Annotated in this window: 11 protein-coding genes; 5 read left to right on the top strand and 6 right to left on the bottom strand. The window is 39.1% G+C overall.

The features are described from left to right. Positions 1-11 precede the first annotated feature (11 nt). Entirely contained in the window at positions 12-1,721 is a 1,710-nt protein-coding gene (locus tag MKL51_RS04375; protein WP_017481797.1) for a GGDEF domain-containing protein, read from the bottom strand. 1,010 nt (positions 1,722-2,731) lie between these two features. Between MKL51_RS04375 and omp33-36 the strand changes: the two genes are divergently transcribed. Next, positions 2,732-3,634, top strand: a complete 903-nt coding sequence (omp33-36, locus tag MKL51_RS04380; RefSeq protein ID WP_017481798.1) for a porin Omp33-36 — start codon at positions 2,732-2,734, stop codon at positions 3,632-3,634. Between the two features lie 61 nt (positions 3,635-3,695). Here the strand turns inward: omp33-36 and MKL51_RS04385 are convergent, their stop codons facing one another. The 4 genes from MKL51_RS04385 to MKL51_RS04400 all read right to left on the bottom strand — a co-directional run bounded on the left by MKL51_RS04385 (position 3,696) and on the right by MKL51_RS04400 (position 8,744). Then, the gene (locus MKL51_RS04385; RefSeq protein ID WP_017481799.1) at positions 3,696-5,663 is read right to left on the bottom strand and encodes a BCCT family transporter; all 1,968 of its coding nucleotides are present in this window, start codon (positions 5,661-5,663) and stop codon (positions 3,696-3,698) included. Between the two features lie 166 nt (positions 5,664-5,829). Further along, positions 5,830-6,522, bottom strand: coding sequence for an ion channel (locus tag MKL51_RS04390; protein WP_017481800.1), 693 nt, complete (start codon positions 6,520-6,522; stop codon positions 5,830-5,832). 172 nt (positions 6,523-6,694) lie between these two features. Next, entirely contained in the window at positions 6,695-8,410 is a 1,716-nt protein-coding gene (locus MKL51_RS04395) for a cation acetate symporter (RefSeq protein ID WP_002121878.1), read from the bottom strand. Between the two features lies 1 nt (position 8,411). Further along, entirely contained in the window at positions 8,412-8,744 is a 333-nt protein-coding gene (locus MKL51_RS04400) for a DUF485 domain-containing protein (RefSeq protein WP_000372818.1), read from the bottom strand. Positions 8,745-8,925: 181 nt separating this feature from the next. Between MKL51_RS04400 and MKL51_RS04405 the strand changes: the two genes are divergently transcribed. Together MKL51_RS04405 and MKL51_RS04410 are read left to right on the top strand one after the other, a co-directional pair. Next, on the top strand, positions 8,926-12,423 hold the full coding sequence (locus MKL51_RS04405; protein WP_017481801.1) for a hybrid sensor histidine kinase/response regulator: 3,498 nt from the start codon (positions 8,926-8,928) through the stop codon (positions 12,421-12,423). Between the two features lie 389 nt (positions 12,424-12,812). Next, positions 12,813-13,580 (top strand): hypothetical protein, encoded by a 768-nt coding sequence (locus tag MKL51_RS04410; RefSeq protein ID WP_017481802.1) that lies wholly within the window; start codon positions 12,813-12,815, stop codon positions 13,578-13,580. A gap of 42 nt (positions 13,581-13,622) precedes the next feature. Here the strand turns inward: MKL51_RS04410 and MKL51_RS04415 are convergent, their stop codons facing one another. Next, on the bottom strand, positions 13,623-14,273 hold the full coding sequence (locus MKL51_RS04415) for a response regulator (RefSeq protein WP_002122041.1): 651 nt from the start codon (positions 14,271-14,273) through the stop codon (positions 13,623-13,625). A 376-nt stretch (positions 14,274-14,649) separates the two neighbouring features. Here MKL51_RS04415 and msuE point away from each other — a divergent pair, with 376 nt between their 5' ends. Next, positions 14,650-15,387, top strand: coding sequence for an FMN reductase (gene msuE, locus MKL51_RS04420; protein WP_002122062.1), 738 nt, complete (start codon positions 14,650-14,652; stop codon positions 15,385-15,387). Positions 15,388-15,431: 44 nt separating this feature from the next. Then, a complete protein-coding gene (gene sfnG, locus MKL51_RS04425) occupies positions 15,432-16,544 on the top strand; it encodes a dimethylsulfone monooxygenase SfnG (protein ID WP_017481803.1) in 1,113 nt (370 codons plus the stop codon). Positions 16,545-16,549 lie beyond the last annotated feature (5 nt).

Consider the following 16,549-nt stretch of genomic DNA (forward strand, 5'->3'; position numbering starts at 1 on the left):
TTCCGGCTTTTTTATCCCTCAACTGCATTTCGTCCTCGGGCTTTTGCTCTTAAAAGTGAACGGTCAGCTTTTTCTAGAAGATCTATCCAACTCACCGCGCCTATCGCAAAACCAATACTGACAGAGACATGCAATTTTTCATCTGAACCAGATAAACAAATTTCTTCTAAAGAAATCGCCATCCGTATTTTCTCTGCTAAAAGACGAGCATCTATAAATTGCACCTGCTCTAGCAATATTAAAAACTCATCTCCGCCATAACGAACAATTAAATCCGAACTACGAATATTTTGCTTTAATTGCTCGGCAATACTGACAATGACGCGATCACCTACAATATGCCCATATTGGTCGTTCACCTGTTTAAAACGATCAATATCGATAATCATTAAACAGGTCTGGGTAAATTTTTGAGGGTAACTTTCAACAATTTTTAAATATTCAGATAAAGCTAAACGATTGGAGACTCCGGTGAGTGGATCAGTATTGGCAATATTCTTTAACTGAAATTCAAAAGCGTCGCGTTGTTGCAACATACGTTGTAATCGGTCAATTGCTTCAAATAGAGAAAAAAATTCACCTTTGGTGGCGACATTCATCTCATCTTTACAATGATCAGAACTATGCGATAAATCTAAAATTAAAGTTCTCGCTTTAATTAGAGGCGAAAATACTCGTCTTTGCGCATATATCAGAGTAAGTAATGCTGTTGCTAAAGAAATTAGAGAAATAAATAAAGTTAAAAAGAAACCATTTCGAGCAATTGCATTTTCTTGAGTGGCAATGACTACACTCTCATTAAGAATATAACTCTGCAAATCAACCACAGTGGTAAATTTTCCTACAATTGCTTCGGTTAACTGTGTACCACTTAAAAAATATGGTTCGCTCTTTTGGCTTTCTTCTAATAGCTTTTCTACGATCGGTATACCCTGATCTATAAATTCGGATTTCACTCGGGAATATAACCGACGGTATTCTGGAGTTTTTGCCTGTTCAGGCTGTAAGGTATCGACCAAAATCCATAAATATCTAGCTTGGTGTTGAGTTTGTAATGAACGTGCACGATTATTACTTGGAATCTCTTCATTAAAACTGACGGGAGCAATAATGTTAGATGCCATACGCCCAGCCTGATCACGCATATCAGTTAGAACGATAATAAGCGTAAAGTAATTAGAAATACGGCTGTCTTTACTTTTTAACTGCAACATTAGTTTTTGTAGTATTTCTCTACAGTTATCCCATGCGCCAAACATTCCTAAAATGGCATTATCCAGTTGAACAGAAGTTCTGGCTGCATATGGAGTTTCACCATAATAATCAACCACATGTCGGGCTTGTCTAAGATTTTCTTTAAAATTAGTTTGTAGCTCATTGGCTAAGGAAACATAACCAGCTTGTTTTAAAATTAAAATGCTTGTATCAATTTGCGCATCAACGATTAAACGAAATTTTTTTAATTCTTGCTGATTTTTTACTAAATCATGAGGACCACTCGACATCATTTTATTAGCAGGAGCACGTTCCTTAGAAACTTTATAGGCAATATCGGCTACTGCTCTTAAACTTTTTATTTCAGCTAGGGCTTGTCTAGTTTTTATATAATCCTGATAGCTTCCCACAATAAGAGGTACTGCCATGAATAATAAGGATAAAATAATAACCAGCATAAAAAAGAACAGTCGATTACTAATATGCTCTGAACGTAATCCTGACATTTCTAGCTGGTACTCCGTAAATGTCCTGCCATTTTTAATACGATATAAATTAGGCTTAAATCCATCCTAGCATTTTAATAACTAAAATTTCATCATTAACCCCTTCATTTCTTTTTTAATAATTATACGATCCCTAAATTTTGTCAGCTTAAATAACAAAATGAATCGAAAAATTGAATGCTTTTTATAAAAAAACTCTATTTTACAGATTAAAGATTTTTAATCATGATAGTAAAAACAGTATTTACTTGTCCTCTTGGATGCCTCTCCCAGCATCCGCTGCCCAGCTTTAAGCTGGGCTCTTTTTAGCCTCTCATTTTTTCAATAAAATTCACATAACTCTTATTTTAATTTTTAGATTTTCTTACAGATAAAAAAAAGCTCAACCTTGGGGAAAGCTGAGCTCGTAAAATCTGATGTGTTCTACACATCGTATCTGGGCAAGCACTTTAAATCCTAAAAAACGTTAGGCAGTGAACTTTGCAATCGAATTATGTGATTTACCTCTACCTTTGTAAAGTTGATTAAATTAATCAGGATTAAAATTTTAATCGTTTTTTCAACTTAAAATAGAGATTTCTTTTATTTTATTCACTTATATAATAATTAAGAATAGTTAAATTTTTTAGTTAAACTAATCCAAATATTGTTAACTATTCCTCAAAATAAAACGAATTTGACAATAAAATGGCGGTTTTTTATTCACTTTGTAAACACAGCTATATTTTTGTTAATGTTAAAACCGATTAATGCAATCTATTTTTCCAATCACAATTGTAATATCTTTTTAACATTTACTTCTTAATTCTTAATGAAATATAATTATTAGCCTATTGTAAATGTTCATTTTTTTATCAGGTTGACAAACCACTTTTCATTTGATTAGTTTTTAACCAATTTTAACATAAGTGTTAAATATCTTTAACATTACCTTTTCTAGATTATTGACTTCATAAATTGTTACAATACAATGACCCCAGCTTTATCTCTTGTTAATGCTGGAAATGATTATGAAAAAACTTGGTTTAGCCACTGCTGTATTATTAGCCATGACCGGTGCTCATGCTTATCAATTTGAAGTTCAAGGTCAATCTGAATATGTTGACACAACTGCAAACGATAAAAACTTCACTGGTGACATTGCTGGTACATTCTATTTAAAAAATGTTGATACCGCTAAGGGTCCTTTAGCTGAAGCAGCTTTCTTGAACCAAGCTTCTAGCGTATCTTTAGGTTATAGCTACCAACAGTATGACCAAAACAACGGTTTGAACTACCACGTTGGTACATACGGCGTTAAAGGTGAGGCTTACGTTCCTACTCCTTACCTTCCTGTATACGCTAGCGCAACTTATAACCACACTGATGTTGATGGTAAAAACAACTTCTCTAAAGATGACAACGGCGACCGTTATGCATTAGAAGTTGGTGCTATGTTGTTACCTAACTTCTTAATGACTGTTGGTTATACAAGCGTTGCAAACCAATTCGCTTTAGATAATTTCGGTATCATCAGCAACGGTATCTACACTGCTGCGAACCAAACTGCTGCGATTCAAGACGACCAAGATGCTGTTACAGCTCGTGCTAAATATGTAGGTCCAATCGATGGAACTAACATGGCAATTGGTTTTGAAGCTGCTGGTGCTTTCGGTCAAGAAAACCAATACGGTTTGAAAACTGACCTTTACTTAACTCCTAAGTTAAGCGTTGGCGCTTCTTTCGTTGGTAACGATGGTTCAGCTGACATCAAAGGCAATGACCTTGGTGAGTTCCGTCAAGCTTGGGGTGGTAACGTAAACTACTTCATTACTCCAGCTGTAGCAGTTGGTGCATCGTACATGAAAGCTGACGTTAAAAAGTCTAGCTACGATACACAAACTATCGGCTTAAATGCTAAATTCCGTTTCTAATTTAATTTAGAAATCGAATTAAAAAAGGACTCAATTGAGTCCTTTTTTTTACAGCTACATATTAACTTCGTACAATATTTAAGAAATATAAATGGCGTTCATACTGATCGATAATGTCTTGAATTAAATCTTCTTGAGTCCAATCCATTACATCATAGTTCTGTCCACCTTCTCTTAAAAACACTTCAGCTTGGAAATATTGCCCGTCTTCAGCTTCAGTACGCCCAATTAAAAAACTTGGTGGCACTGTTTCACGTGAAACAACTTTATAAATAAAATTAATTTCATTGTGATGATCGACTCGAAGTTGCATCCCATCCTCAAGTTGAGTAATTGAAACTTCTAAATGACGGCGTCTAAATTCATGTTTGATATTTTCAAATGCACGAGCCACTTGTTTTTCGATATATTCCCTTACCTCTTCTTCACTATGAGGATAGTGCATGATTAAACCTAGCCGCTGTTGCCAGCTTCTTGGATTATGAATAGCACGTGGGGTAATTCGAGCTTCCTGAATTGCTTGCATTTTCGTGACATCAAGATGCAATGCTTTTATTAATCCCCAACTCATGAACAGCATAACCACAGTAAACGGTAATGCGCTCATAATGATTGAAGATTGAAGTGCAGCCAAACCACCGACTAACAATAAAATAATGGCGAGTACAGCCATCAGTACTGTCCAGAACAAACGCTGCCAAGTTGGTGAATTTTCGGTTTTTGCAGTTAAGTAGTCCGTTACCAATGCTCCCGAGTCAGCAGAGGTCACAAAGAATAAAACCACTAAAATGGTAGCCAGAATATTCATGACACCTGACCACGGCAAATGCCCTAAAAACTCAAATAGTGCAACTGATGAGTCCTGCTGAACAGCCTGAATGAGAGTGGTTTGATGTTCATGAATAATGCTAAATAATGCAGCGTTTCCTAAAAAGCCCATCCAGATAATGGTAAAGCCTGTCGGGATGAGGAGAACCCCTACAATAAATTCCCGAATGGTACGACCACGTGAAACCCTTGCGATAAACATACCCACAAATGGCGACCAAGAAATCCACCAAGCCCAGTACAAAATTGTCCAACCACCAATCCATCCATTCGGCTGATAAGCATATAAATTGAATGTCATGGTAAAAAGATTAGAGATATATTGCCCAGTGTTTTGAATAGTGGTTTGGAGTAAATAGATACTTGGACCAGCAATAAAAACAAAGGCTAATAATATTAAAGCTAAGACTAAGTTTAGCTCTGATAAGCGTTTAACCCCTTTATCTAGACCTAAGAACACAGACAAGGAAGCTAAAATGCTCACAAAAATAATGAGTAATACTTGAATATGGGTGCTTTGCTCGACACCGAACAAATAATGTAAACCAGAGTTAATCTGGGTAACGCCAAACCCGAGAGAAGTTGCTACACCAAATACCGTACCAATAGTTGCGAATATATCGATGCTGTCGCCCCAAGGCCCATAAATCTTCTTACCAATGAGAGGATAAAGGGCTGAACGGGTCTTTAACGGTAAATTATGTCGATAAGCAAAATAAGCTAATGCCAATCCGACCACTGCGTAAATAGCCCACGCATGCAAGCCCCAGTGGAAGAAGGTCACCCTTAATGCTTGCTGTGCTGCCTCAATTGTCTGAGCATCTCCACTCGGTGGATTAACATAATGCATGACAGGTTCGGCAACTCCGAAGAACATGAGACCGATACCCATCCCTGCTGTAAACAGCATGGCAAACCAAGACCCATTATTATATTCAGGCTGACTATGGTCAGGTCCTAATTTAATTCGACCTATTGATGAACAAGCGATATAAATCAATAAAATGAGAAAGAAGGCTACAGATAAAACATAAAACCAGCTAAATGAATCGGTGATCCATTGTTTTAATTGCTGCGTTAGAAGTTCAAAAGAACTCGGGGCGATCACAACAACTGCCAAGAACAAAGCAATGATAATGACCGTACCAAAAAATACGTTAGGATTAACGTTTGCGAACCAACCTGGTTGTTTGGAAGGCATAACTCCTCCATGTTATTTTAATGAAAAGTGACAGGCATAAAGCCAATAAAGACATTCACAGAATGAACAAAGTTAAATCTTTCAATAGAGAAAGCCGATAATACTTTAAATAAACTTAAATAATATTGCAGTTACAAAGGTGTAAAAAATTAAAACACCTTCTCCTTTATTTGTCAGGATCCTTCTTTGTTGGATGGGCAATGTACTGTAGAGCAATTAAACGTGTGACAATCAAAGCGAGATACATCACACCACAAAACATTTGTAGCATGGCCAAAACGCGTGCTGGTGGACTAAGTGGCATTAAATCAGATAAGCCTGTTGCTGACTGTAAGCTAAAGCTCAGGAACAATAGATCTAACCAAGTCTGTAAATGATGAACATTGTTTGGGTTTTGGAAGCTAGCAGGAATCAATAGCTGACAAATGTTGTAGAGGAATGCAAAGCCCCAAGCAAGCAAAGTAAAAACCGCGGCGGCTGCAAATAATTCATCTCTTGTTAAATATCGATCAGCAAACATATAACGAAATAAACCGTAAGCAGCCGAAAAGTAAGCCAGAGCTTCACAGCTATGGGCAAAAATCTGGATCGTTAAATTGTTATAGCCTAATAAAATAAAGACTGAGGATATAATCGCTCCACTGACAAAAGTTAATCCCAGAAAAGTAAACATTGGGGTTTGACGAATGACCTTGGCAATAATAAGTAAGGCAAGCACTCCTAAAGCCCACGTTAGGGTCCGGTAAAATACATCATGAAAAGTGAGCATGGCCAAAATGAGTAGGATAAATTGCACAAGCAGCAACCATGCAGAAGGTAGCAGTCGAAAGCTCGCCCAGAAGTCCATAATAGATCGCATTTAATTATTTTCCTTTTTCATTATGTTTTGAATTATAGGAAATCATACTGTACAAAAAATAGGACAAACAAGTTGTTCTTTATTAAAGAGCTTCTTTCACTTTAATGTATGAGATCAACAAAAAAAGCCCCGCAGGGCTTTTAATGAAATAGATATTTAATCCATTTTGATTTTAGTGATCTGAGGCACCAGAAGCACCGATACCTGTCATTGAACGAACGTATTGGGCATCGAATGCAGCACGCTCTTTTTTAGCACGTGCAGAGTTGTCAGTCACCGAGAAGAACCAACAGCAAAGGAATGACAATGGCATAGCAAATAATGCAGGACCATTGAATGGGTTAACTGGTGTATCAGAGATTTTTAAAGTATCTACCCAAACCGCTTTAGACAGAACAATCAGTACTACCGCTGTTACAAGACCAACCACACCACCGATAACTGCACCACGAGTGGTTAAACCTTTCCAGAACATTGAAAGAACAAGAATCGGGAAGTTTGCACAACATGCCACAGAGAATGCTAAGCCCACCATGAATGCTACGTTTTGTTTTTCAAACAAGATACCCAAAATCATGGCAAAGATTGCTAAACCAAGTGTCGCAATTTTTGACATACGAAGTTCTGAAGCTGGAGTCGTTTGACCTTTTTTGAATACGTTAGCGTATAAGTCGTGTGAGATTGCAGATGCACCTGAAAGTGTTAAACCAGCAACAACAGCAAGAATCGTTGCGAACGCTACTGCTGAAATGAAGCCCATGAATAAGTCACCGCCTAAAGCGTCACTTAAATGCACGGCTGCCATGTTATTACCACCAACAAGCTCAAGTTTGCCTGATACTGCCATTTTTGCAACATCAAGGAACTGTGGGTTGTTTGATACGAAAAGGATCGCACCGAAACCAATAATGAAAGTTAAAAGATAGAAGTAACCAATGAAACCTGTCGCAACCACAACCGATTTACGTGCTTCTTTTGCGTCTTTTACAGTGAAGAAACGCATAAGAATGTGTGGAAGACCCGCTGTACCAAACATGAGTGCTAAGCCAAGAGACAATGCATCAATCGGGTTTGCGGCAAGTTTACCTGGACCCATAATTTTTGCAGCTTCTTCAAAGCTTACGCTGTGAACTTTACTGAATACTTCAATTGATTGAGTGAACATGTTGCTGAAGCTGAAACCAACCGCTTTCATCACCATGAATGCCATGAAAGTCGCACCACTAAGCAACATAACCGCTTTAATGATCTGTACCCATGTTGTTGCCAACATGCCACCAAAGATCACATATGCCATCATTAATAGACCAACGATGACAACAGCGATGTTGTAGTTCAAACCAAATAGTAATTTGATGAGCTGGCCCGCGCCTACCATTTGAGCGATCAAGTAGAATGCTACAACAACAAGCGAGCTCAAGGCAGCTAAGGTACGGACTGGTTTTTCTTCAAGACGGAATGACACTACATCTGAAAGGTTGTATTTACCAAGGTTACGTAAACGCTCTGCAACCAAGAATAAAACGATTGGCCAACCTACCATAAACCCAAGAGAATAAAGTAAGCCATCAAAACCCGAACTAAACACCATCGCGGAAATACCAAGGAAAGATGCTGCTGACATATAGTCACCGGCAATTGCCAATCCGTTTTGGAAACCGCTGATTCCGCCCCCTGCGGTATAGAAATCTTGTGCTGATTGAGTTTGCTTTGCCGCCCACTTAGTAATAAACAAAGTGAAACCAACAAAGATCAAGAACATAATAATGGCATGCCAGTTAGTGGCTTGCTGTTCGGCTTCACCCAAATCTGGACCAGCCATAGCAACAGTTGAATATAGCGATGCTGCTGCCAATAAGGCTTTCGCTTTTAATGAATTCCATTTCATATTAGTGTAATCCTTTCTCATGCGTGATGGCTTCAACTTCCTTCAACGCTTCTTCACTCAACTGGTCAAGGGTATTGTTTGCGATATAGGAATACACGCCACACAGTAGGAAAGATAAAACAATAATTCCTAAGCCTAGTGGAATACCCCATGTCGTTACACCACCACTAAATGAACTCATTAAAAATTCTTTGTTGTAGCCAACAAGTAGCATAAAGCCCACATAAAGCACTAACATAATGATTGTGAGCGTCCAGCTTAATGCACTTTTTTTCTTGACCATCTTTTGAAACTTTGGATTGCGTAGAATCTGTTCTACTTGGCTCTGATCCATAACCAAACTCCTTGCCTGTGCCCAACCTTGGTCACTTTTTTAATAGTAGTTTCTCATTATTAAAATTAGCAAAATAACGTGTAATTCGTAACTTAGACTTTGGTCGTTAAAATTTAATCAATTTATAGCTTTGTTTCTGCTTGCGGTATGATAGGCGCAAGGTTTTAATCATGTAGGTCATATGAACAGCTGGCTGATTATTGGGGTACTCACTCTTTATATAGCACTCTTATTCATTTGTGCTTTTTTTGGCGAGAAGCATGCTAGTCGCCTGAGTACACGTGGCCGCATGTTCTTGTTTAGTTTGACCTTAGGTGTTTACTGTTCATCTTGGACATTTTATGGTGCAACCGGAGCTGCCGTCCGAGAAGGCGTCATTTTCTTACCTATTTATTTAGGCCCGCTGTTATTTGTTTGGTTTGGTTACGATATCTGGCGACGTTTAGGCCGAGTACGTCAACACCACGCGATTTCCTCAATTGCTGACTTTGTTGCTGCACGTTATGGCAAAAGCGGCGTATTGGCATCGTTGGTTACGATCTTGGCAGTTATTGCGATTATTCCCTACCTTGCCCTACAGTTACGCGCAATTGCCTTAAGTACATCAGTCATATTGGAGCAAAATGCTCATATTCATACGACCACCAATAGCGTTTTGCTTTTAACTAGTGTCCTTGCGATTTTAGCCATGATCTTCGGTACAAGGCAGATTGCAAACACCGAACAGCATGGTGGCCTCATGTTAGCTGTCGCTTTTGAATCTTTTGTAAAATTATTCGCGCTGATTTGTGTCGCTTTATTTTTTATTTTTGAAGCACCCGCGAACTTAGTACAAGTTTCGGCCGACGTAAACCAAACCTTCCAAGAAGTTCAGTTATTTGGGGTACCTGAAACCTTCTGGATTCAGACATTATTGGCAGGTCTGGCAATTATTTGTTTACCCCGTCAGTTTCATGTAGCTGTTGTTGAATTACGTGATGAAAAGCATATTCGCGGTGCACGTAAATGGTTTGCGGCTTATCTCATTTTAACGATTCTAGCTATTATCCCGATTGCAAGCTGGGCTTTACATGCAGCGCCAAAATTCCTAACTGTGCCCGATGTTGCAGTACTCTCATTACCTCTTAGTTATAACCAAGAGTGGTTAGCCCTACTGGCCTTTTTAGGTGGGTTCTCAGCATCAACAGGCATGTTACTGGTTTCATCTGTTGCATTATCTATCATGCTCAGTAATGACTTGATTATGCCCGCCCTCTGGCGCTTCAAGTTGCTTTCACGCCACGACAAACATTTACCTAAAGTTCTTAAATTTAGCCGTCGTATTAGTATTGTCGCGGTGATGCTACTTGGTTTTTTATTTTTCCACTTCTTTAATGATATTAACCAGCTTTCAGTATTTGGTTTATTGGCATTTAGTGCGGTTGCTCAATTCGCTCCTGCACTAATTGGAGGATTGTATTGGCGAGGTGGAAGTCGCCAAGGCGTTTATGCAGGTCTTATTGTTGGCTTTTTAATGTGGAGTTACACATTACTATTTCCAACCATCTTACGTAGTTTGCCAGAAGCCTATCAAGAAACAGCCCAAAGTATTTTGCTTTTTGGTCCTTTGGGAATTAATGCATTACGTCCAGAATCACTTTTTGGCTTTGAGTCATTTGCACCTTTAACCCACGGCGTTATTTGGTCACTCGGTTTAAATATTGTTTTATATATTTGGATTTCTAAACTTTACCGCCCAAGTGTGGCAGAACAAATTCAGGCAGAAAGCTTTTTTTATTACGAAACTAAGCCTCTGCCATCACCGCATACCTCTACCGATTTAACTTATTTACCGCACGATGCTGCACGTTTAAAAGTAGGTGATCTGTTCGCCCTTGCTAAAAGAATTACAGGTGAGCAACCCACAACACAAGCGTTCGAGAACTTTTGTGAGCAAAATCATCTCACGCTTAATCCAAATAGTATCGCCAACGGGATGTGGTGGCGATTCACCGAGCAATATCTAGCTGGCATTATTGGGGCTGCTTCTGCACGTACGTTACTTACCACAGCAATGATTAACAATGGTTTGGCATTAGGCCAAGTCGCCAATATTTTAGACCAAGCCTCGCAATGGCAACGTTTTAATCAAAACTTGCTGATGACCATGATTGACCACATGACACAAGGGGTAAGTGTGGTCGATAAAAACATGTGTTTGGTGGCTTGGAATAACCAATATTTAAAACTATTTGGCTACCCTAAAGATTTAGTTTATGTGGGTTGTCCAATTGCCGATCTGATTCGTTATAACGCTGAACGCGGCGAATGTGGCCCTGGTTCAGTCGAAGAACATGTTCGTAAACGCTTACACTGGATGAAAGTCGGAAGTGCGCATGAATTTGAACGAATTCGTAAAGACGGACGCGTTATTCAAATGCGCGGCAATCCTATTTCAGGTGGTGGCTTTGTAACTACCTTCGCCGACATTACGGCTTTCCGTGCAAATGAGGCAATACTCGAAGCCCGTGTAAAAGACCGCACCCAACAACTTGCCGATGCCTTAACCGAACAACAGCTTGCACGTGAACAAGCCGATATGGCCAATATGTCAAAAAGCCGATTTATTGCTGCGGCGAGTCATGACTTATTACAACCTATGCACGCTGCTCGTCTGTTTAGTACGGTTCTTGAACAAAGCATTGCGACCGAAGAAGACCTTCAAACGTTGCAACAACTTGACCGTGCTCTATATGGTGCAGAAAGCATGCTCTCTGCCCTGCTCGATATTGCACGTTTGGAAGGCGGTACCATACAGCCAAAAAGACAGCCTTATCCTCTGCACGATTTATTAAGCGACCTCGAACTACAGTTTAAGTCGATTGCTGCACAGCGAAATATTTCACTCAAAGTTCACGATGTATCGTTCTGGATTGACACAGATCCACAGTGGATTCGACGCATTATCCAAAACTTTGTGAGTAATGCACTGCGTTATACAGCCAAAGGCCGAGTGATTGTTGGCGTATTACGCTCAGCTCAAAAACCTGGACACATTCGAATTGGTGTCTGGGATACAGGTCCCGGAATTGCCGAAGAGCAACGTATTAAACTATTTCAAGAATTCGAACGCTGTGGGCATTTATCACCATGGGGTGAGCAAGGTTTAGGTTTGGGTCTTGCTATTGTGCAGCGTATGACGGGTTTGCTGAATTATCCAGTCCATGTCTACTCACAACTTGATAAAGGCTCCTGCTTTATGATTGAGGTGCCGGTGGTAGAAGCTCCAAAAGTGGTCACCCCGACCGTACAAGCAGTGCCTTTAAAAACTAAGGCTTACCGAATTTTATGTTTAGACAATGATGAAACAATTCTTGAGGGCATGAGTAGCTTATTAGGTCGATGGGGCTACGAAGTTTTTAAAGCCACTGAACCAGAACAAGCATTTGAGATTATTCAAAAAGAGAATATTCAAGTCTGGCTTATCGATCAGCATTTAAATAACAACCAACTCGGTGTCGATTTTATTTTGCAAAATCGTCAACATGATGTTCCGGTTGCTCTGATTACAGCCGACTCTCATCCTGAGTTACCTCAACAATTGAAAGAACTGAATATTGTTTTACTCAAAAAACCACTTAAGCCAGCTTCTCTAAGAGCATGGTTATCGGGACTTAAAATTGCCAGTGAGGTAGATTAAATATTTTCTCTCCCAAACCTTTTAATAAGTTTGGGAGAGATTTTTGGCAAAAATTATTGGCCTAATTTAAGCCAATAGGCAGAACTGCTCAAAAAGTCTACCTTTGTTGATTAAATAATTGGCCAAACTTTCCAATAGCCCTTTTTCTATGGCAAAGCTCACCTTTTTTGTAAGTGAACACTTGTATACTTAGTTACAATTTCATAAGCTTCTGTTTTTTAAAATTATAATTAGATAAAAACAACCATATACGACTTTAGTCGTATTCTACTTGCATTCTTCATGACACATAAATATTCAAAACCAATTTATTCTATGTACAGCTATTTTTATAACCCATTTCCATATTAAGCACCCCTGCTCACGAATTAATGCAAAGGACAATTGCCATGAATATTTCTGATAACAGCCCGCAAGGCCAACTTTCGTCTCAACAGTTTTATCGTCAATACAGTGCCAATGCTTTACTTCCTGAACTAGATTGGCAAAGTATTTTCCCCCACAGCAAACTGAATGATGCCCACATCAAAGCATTAAATACAATTTATCAGTGTGCCGTCCCCCTCGCACTTAATGTATTTCATGATCTAAATTTTGATGTATTTGCACCTGCGGCTTATCATCCTCAAGGTTTAGGCTTATTTGACAAATTGGCTCAACAAGAAGAAAACTTTTTAAAAGTTCTTAGCGCTGAAAGTGAAAATCTTGACCATGACACACGTCATCAAATCTGGAGCATGCTACTCCGTGGCGGTGCTGTACTCGTTTTCAAAGCTTGGCTTGGTCATGTCAAACTCGGCGAGAATCAGTTAGATATGACTCAATTTGATGAATTATCTGACTTACTCTTTATTAAAACGCACCCCGATCAACTTGCTGAACGACTCCATGTTGATGAAAAAGCAAAACTCGACCATATCTTCTTAATGTATGGCAATGACATTTTCCTTGATCGCTTCAATAGCCTAGAAACAGCTGCACTTTTTGTAGATTTAGGTGTTTATGATGCAGCTTTCTTAAGCTTACGTGATGACCGTGTGGCTGAATATTTAAAAATGAAAGGCTACGTGACTCAAGAACAAATTGATGATTTGCAATGTGCACTCAATCCTTTGTACTGCGACAGCCTAACACCTAAGCAAGATTGCCTTGCTTAAGTGACACCTATAAAAAAGACCTCAATCGAGGTCTTTTTCTTTTTAGATTTTCTTATCTTCAATATTGAGTGCGCTAATTGCCAATACGGCTTGTGTACGGTTTTGTACACCTAATTTTCTAAAGATAGCCGTTACGTGAGCTTTAATCGTTGCTTCTGAAACATCTAGCTCGTATGCAATCTGCTTATTTAACAAACCTTCCGCAACCATCATCAAAACACGGAATTGCTGAGGTGTTAATGATTGAATACGTTCAGCTAAAGCAGTCTCATCTGCTGCTCTTGGGTCAAGGTTAAGATTAGATGGCAAGTTCGGTGGCAACCAGATATCACCTTCTAAGACTTGACGAATCGCTTCACCAATATGGCTTGGATGAGCCGACTTAGGAATATAACCCATCGCACCATGAGCGATTGCACGCTGAATGATTGAGGTTTCTTCATGTGCAGAAACAACAATAATCGGAATAGATGGATACTGTGCTCTTACATAAACCAGAGCCGAAAATCCTGAAGCACCCGGTAAATTTAAATCGAGTAATACTAGATCAGGTTCTGCCCCATTTTCCAAACGCTCATAAAACTCATCAACCGAGGCTGTTTCATGAATTTGTGCCTGTGGCAGGCTATAACGTACTGCTTGAATTAAAGCATGACGAAACAAAGGATGATCATCAACGATTAAAATATTCATAAGCGATTAAAGTAATCTTGAGCATAAGTATGGCCTATTGTAACCCTACTATTTAGATGAAAGATACGTTCATCTTATCCATTTTTATGCAAAATGTTGATAAATGCAGAACTTAGCCCATATTTTCAGATGTTTTTTAACTTTTAATCAAAATTAATCTGTTTTTTATATAAGCTTCTTTTTTATTATAAAAAATATATCACCTATAATTATATAAAATAAAAACAGCAACTTAATAAAAAAGCAAAGTATAAAAATCCACTATTTATCTTTTATATTTAAAACTGATAAGGTTGACCAATTTCGTTATTTTACAGTTCACCGTCATTGTTGATTAATAAGTCCAATCTCTTGTTTTAGGCTTAGGAACCAAATTATGACTGGTATCACATCACCAAAACCTTTAAATATCGTTGCTGTTTCTGGTGGCTTAAATACCCCATCTAAAACGGAAAGTTTGGTTCAAGCCATTCTTGATGAATTATCAGAAGCAATCGATATTAAAGTTCACTTTATTAAATTAAGCGAAATCGGGCCTCTACTAGGCGGCGCATTTTATCGCAACCAACTTCCACAGCGCGTACAAGATGACCTTGCAGCAGTTGAAGCAGCAGATGCTTTAATTGTAGGTACACCCGTTTACCGTGCTTCTTTTACAGGTCTTTTCAAACATTTCTTCGATTTTGTTGAACAGACTGCTTTAGTCGATGTGCCTGTACTTTTAGCAGCATCGGGCGGTAGTGATCGTCATGCACTTGTACTTGAACATCAACTTCGCCCATTGTTCAGTTTCTTCCAAGCACAAACTTTACCAATTGGCGTATATGCGACAGATCGTGACTTTACCCCTGAATATACAGTGAAAAGCGAGCAATTATCAGACCGGATTACGTTAGCAGTGGCACGCGCATTGCCAATTTTAGAATGGGCGCCGGCGAAAGGTAAACGTGCTGAAGTAATCAAATCTAAATCACAGCAAGCAAATCAAGAGCTTGGTATTAACAAGCAAATTGAGCAAGAAGAAGTATTACCTTCAGCAGCTGTACCAGACCTTGATGCGGCAGAATCTCGTTTGCATCACAAGTCTGGCAAATCATTAACGCATGTTGCCTAAGCGCAATATAGCTAAATAAAAAGAACGAATGGGGAGAGCGAACCATGACGCAATTACAACAACCAATTAAATTTGCTTATTGGGTACCAAACGTAAGCGGTGGCCTTGTAGTGAGTAACATCGAACAGCGTACAGACTGGAGTTATGACTACAATGTTCGACTTGCACAGGCTGCCGAAAACAATGGTTTTGAATATGCGCTCACCCAAATTCGTTTTACGGCTGGGTACGGGGCAGAAAACCAACATGAATCGGTAAGTTTCAGTCATGCATTACTAGCAAAAACTGAAAAATTAAAAGTCATTGCGGCGATTCTGCCCGGCCCTTGGAAACCAGCACTTGCGGCTAAACAACTTGCAACGATTGATTATTTAACTCAAGGCCGTATTGCGATTAACGTAGTGAGTGGTTGGTTCAGAGGCGAGTTTGATGCCATTGGTGAAGAGTGGCCTGAGCATGATGAACGTTATGTTCGCTCTGAAGAATTTATTCGCACTCTAAAAGGAATCTGGACCACCGACAACTATAGTTTCAATGGTAAATACTACCAGTTCCAAAACTACACACTTAAACCAAAACCTTTGCAAAAGCCTTATATCGAAGTCTTTCAAGGTGGCAGTTCACGTGCCGCACGTGACATGGCTTCACGTGTATCTGATTGGTATTTCACCAACGGTAATACTGTGGAAGAAATTCAAAAACAAGTCGAAGATATTCGTACTAAAGCAAAAGCCAATAACCATCATGTCAAAATTGGGGTAAATGCTTTCATTATTGCCCGAGATACCGAAGAAGAAGCAAAAGCAGTACTTCAAGAAATTATTGATAAAGCCAATACTGAAGCGGTAAATGCATTTGGAGATGCTACACGTGAAGCAGGTGCTGCTTCACCAGAGCAACAAGGTAACTGGGCAAAATCAAGTTTTGAAGACTTAGTGCAATACAATGATGGCTTTAAAACCAATTTAATTGGTACGCCGCAGCAAATTGCAGAGCGTATTGTGGCACTCAAAAATGTAGGTGTTGATTTGATTCTTTCCGGATTTTTACACTTTATTGAAGAGGTGGAATATTTTGGAGAAAAGGTTCTGCCGCTCGTTCGCCAGTTAGAACTTCAACAGGAAAAGGAGGTAGAAATTCAAGCTAAATCAGCCTAAAAACC

Origin of the sequence: Acinetobacter sp. AOR18_HL, from assembly GCF_027855145.1 — a bacterium.
Taxonomy (GTDB): domain Bacteria; phylum Pseudomonadota; class Gammaproteobacteria; order Pseudomonadales; family Moraxellaceae; genus Acinetobacter; species Acinetobacter pittii.